The sequence below is a fragment of the Aquabacterium sp. genome (genome assembly GCF_004297345.1).
Classification (GTDB): Bacteria; Pseudomonadota; Gammaproteobacteria; order Burkholderiales; family Burkholderiaceae_C; genus Aquabacterium.
Window position 1 is genome coordinate 1 of record NZ_SCTN01000454.1, and the last position, 3,786, is coordinate 3,786.

Below are 3,786 nucleotides of genomic sequence, written 5' to 3' on the forward strand. Positions count from 1 at the left end.
GCATCGACCGTGATCGGGTTGAAGGTCTTGCCGCCGTCAAATGAGACTTGCGGGGCGTCGGTATCCAGGCCTGGCGTGGCCACACCGGGTGTGCTACCAGCAGAACCGTTGCCCAGTTTGAGTGTGACCGGGGTGTCGGTGGTGCTGGGGTGGGTGAGCGTGAGCTGGAAGTCCAGGTTGCCGCCCTCGCCGATGGTGGGGCTGCTCACGCTGCCCACCGCTGGTCGGTCGTCATCAGGCGTGCCGCCATTGGGCAAGGTGCCTGTGCCGTCGTCGTGGATGGTCGTGGTGATGTGATCGCTCGTGATCACCGCACCGGTGGCGTTGCTCAACTGGACCTTGAACGATTCAGCGCCTTCGTAGGTGCTGTCGTTGGTGATGGCCACCGTGATGGTCTTGCTCAGTTCGTTGGGCGCAAAGGTCAAGGTGCCGGCCGTGGCCGTGAAGTCCTTGCCCAGTTGCGCCGTGCCATCGACCGTGCCGTAGTTGACCGTCACCGGCGTAGCGCTCTGGTTGCTCAGCGTGACCGTGTAGGTGAGTGTGCCGGCCGCTTCGTTCACGTCCGTCGGGCCGGCGATGCTCAGTGTCGGATGACCTGTCGCGTCAATGATCGTGCCAGTTCCCTCTACAGGCGCCCCCTGCCCCGCGGTTGCGGCGCTTACCTTGAACGTTTCATCAGCTTCAGAGAGTTTGTCCGACAAGGTCGGCACGCGCACCACGATTTGGTCAACAGCAGTCCCAACTGGCGCAGTGATCGTCGCCGAGCCATCAGGGGTCACCGAAATCGGGTTGAAATTTTTTCCCCCGTCAAATGAAACAAGAGGTGTGCCGGTATCCACACCTGGCGTAGCGCTGCCATTCCCGAGCTTGAGTGCCACCTGAGTAGCCGTTGTCACAGCGCTCGTCAATTTGACCTGGAAGTCCAGGTTGCCGCCTTCGCCGATGGTGGGACTGCTCACAGTAGCAACCAAGGACCGATCCGCCACCGTCACCTCGGTGGCTTCAAAGTACACCTGCTTGGGAGCGGAAAACGGCAACGGCACGGCCGGAGGCACGCGCTCCGTGCCGAACTCGAATTCAAGCTGTCCGACAGACTCCTTGACCCGCTCAACGCGCAAGCCAGGTTGCAAGCCGCCATCCGGGCCGCCAGTCAATCCAGCACCAGGAACGAACTCAGCGTCTCGAGCCTCGATGCCGGCAATCGATTTATCTGCATCGGCAGGTGCCTTCACCAGAATCGGGGCACCCTTGCTGGGTGAAATCTGGACGATGCCGTCCATCGTGGTGAGAATTTGTGCCCCGTGACCGACCTTGTCTCCCACGCTCAGGGGTTTGAGTGTGCCATTGGGCTTGCGGATAAACGCAGTACCCCAAACAGCAGTCACAGTCCCAGAAGAAATCGCGAGAATCGGCATTTTTTCACCCACTTGTAATTGCATGTAGCTTAACAAGTGAGGCACTTTTAACGGCCGACAGCGAGACGCGTAACGCTGCACATACCCCCCGCATTCAAAGGGGTTAAATCAGGAAAATGGGACGTAAGCGTAAATACGGACACCTAACCCATACTTTAGGATGGGTTATGTTTTTCAGACGTGATCAACCAGCAATTTGCCCTGATCCAGCAGTTTGGCGATGACATCTTGACTGGAGGCTGACGGCGTCAATTCCATATCGACGCGCAGGTTCACACCCGCCAGCACGATGGTTTGAGATTCCGTCCCGCTAGCAGTAACGCCAGCCACAAAGTCTCCTGTTGGTGACACGTGGATCACGGTATCGGCACCGCTTGTATCAATGCGCAGATAGTGGTCCAGATTGCCTGTTCCACCCACCGTGTTCTCACCTTGCAGCAAATCGCGCAAATCCAGCACATCGCCTTGCTCGGCAACTGGCGCCACATCGAAATCCTTGATGACATCGACAGCCCGATCAGCCACTGAACCAGAGGCGCCGTGATCGCTGAACCGCCATACGAAGACATCGGAGCCAGCGTCACCGTACATCACGTCGCTGCCCTGGCCACCGACCAGATGGTCATCGCCCGCACCGCCATGCAACTCGTCGTTGCCACCGTTGCCATAGATCAGATCGTTGCCACCGTCAGCGAACAAGGTATCCGCCCCGTCTCGGCCCATGATCTGATCAGCCGTTGCGCCACCTGTGATCACCTCGCTGTCATTGGTACCAACATGCACTTGAGTGTGATCGAAGCGCACATCCAGCGTGGACGACGCCATATCGCCTTGGGCCGTCAGCAAACTGAAAGAAAAGGAGTCCAGCGCCAGGCCTGTCACAGCCGTGGTGGGTGCAGCATAGCTGTAATGGCCCGTGACCATGTCCATGCTCAACTCGCCGCCTAGCGCTGTCGACACAGTCAACAAGGTCTGAGCCGGATCATAGTTGTGCACGACGCCATCCACGGCGACACTGGCCACATGCTGGAACGAGCCGCCTGGCAGGCCGATGGCACCATGCGCGGAGAGGTTGCCCTCAACGAAGTCATGCGTCGTGCCGTTGAGCACGCCATCGAGCTGATTGAACGCCCCCACCACAACGCCATCGCTGTTGCTGCTCGCATGGCCGTCATAGGCAATCGGATCCAGATAGGTCTTGCTCACTTCCGAGCCCATACCTATGGCGTAGCTCTTGATCTGGTGCGCATCCAGGAACTGGACCCAACTGAGCTCTTCGGCGGCATCCAACCCGTCACCCTTGTTGGGCTGGGTCAGGTTTCCGCTTTGCTGATTCACACCTGCGACCGGGAAAGCAGAGGACAAGGTTGGATTGCCATCCGACAGGAAATAGGCCACGTTCTGGGCATTGCCCAACTTGCCCGCATCGGTTTCAAACGCTGCCTGTGCCGTAGACAAAGCGAGGTCATAGTTGGTTGAACCATCTGCATGCAGCGATGCCAACAGACTCTTGGCCTGAGACGCCGTCATCCAGGCTTCGCCCTGAACGTGAGCATCCGAAGCGAAAGTCACGATGCGTACGGCCAGATCACCGTATTGGTCATAGCGATCGATCAAATTGTCGATCGCCTTGATGGCCGCATCCAGACGGCTCAATCCATCGATACCGCTGGGTGAGTCCATGCTGGCCGAGGTGTCCAGCATGACCATCAGATTCGTATCCTGCGCGGAAACCTGCGCATGGATGGGCTCCAGCACACCAGGGATCACGTCGTTGTCAGTGATGGCAGTCTGGTTCGCGTGCGTCTGGTTCATCGTGTCGCCACTGACCACTGTGGCTTGCAGCTTGATGAACTCGGTGTCTTCGGCGATTTTGTCATCCACGGTGGCCACGCGCACCTGAATCAGTGTCTGGCCTTGCTCGAACGTCACCAGGCCATCCGCCCCCAAGGGCTCCCATTGACCGCTGGCATTGAGCACATCCAGATGCGTATCGGTATCCACGCCCAGGGTGGCCGATTCATTTTCCGGCGTGGTGAGGTCATCGACACCTGAGGCCAAGGCGAGCTTCACAACGACAGGGCCCGTGGCCTCATGACTCAGCGTCACGTTGAAGACAACAGGAGCGCCCTCCACCGCAGGCTCACCACTTTGAACCAGCATGTACGGAACATCGTTATCCGTGATCGCCGTCTGGTTTGCGTGTGTATCGTTGGCCGTCTCACCACTGGTCACAGTGGCTTGCAACTTGATGTACTCGGTTGGCTCGAACTGCAGATCGTCCACTGTGGCCACGCGGACTTGAATCTGGGTCTGCCCCGGTGCCATCGTCAGATCGCCAGTAACTGCCTGCCATTGCCCTTGATCGTTC

At 58.7% G+C, this 3,786-nt stretch carries 2 protein-coding genes; both read right to left on the reverse strand.

The genetic code is table 11. The annotated features are described in order from the left end of the window. Positions 1-1,385 (reverse strand): Calx-beta domain-containing protein (locus tag EPO09_RS17610; protein WP_290645030.1); only part of this gene is annotated, 1,385 nt, incomplete at its 3' end. 204 nt (positions 1,386-1,589) lie between these two features. Then, positions 1,590-3,786 (reverse strand): type I secretion C-terminal target domain-containing protein (locus EPO09_RS17615; protein ID WP_290645033.1); only part of this gene is annotated, 2,197 nt, incomplete at its 5' end.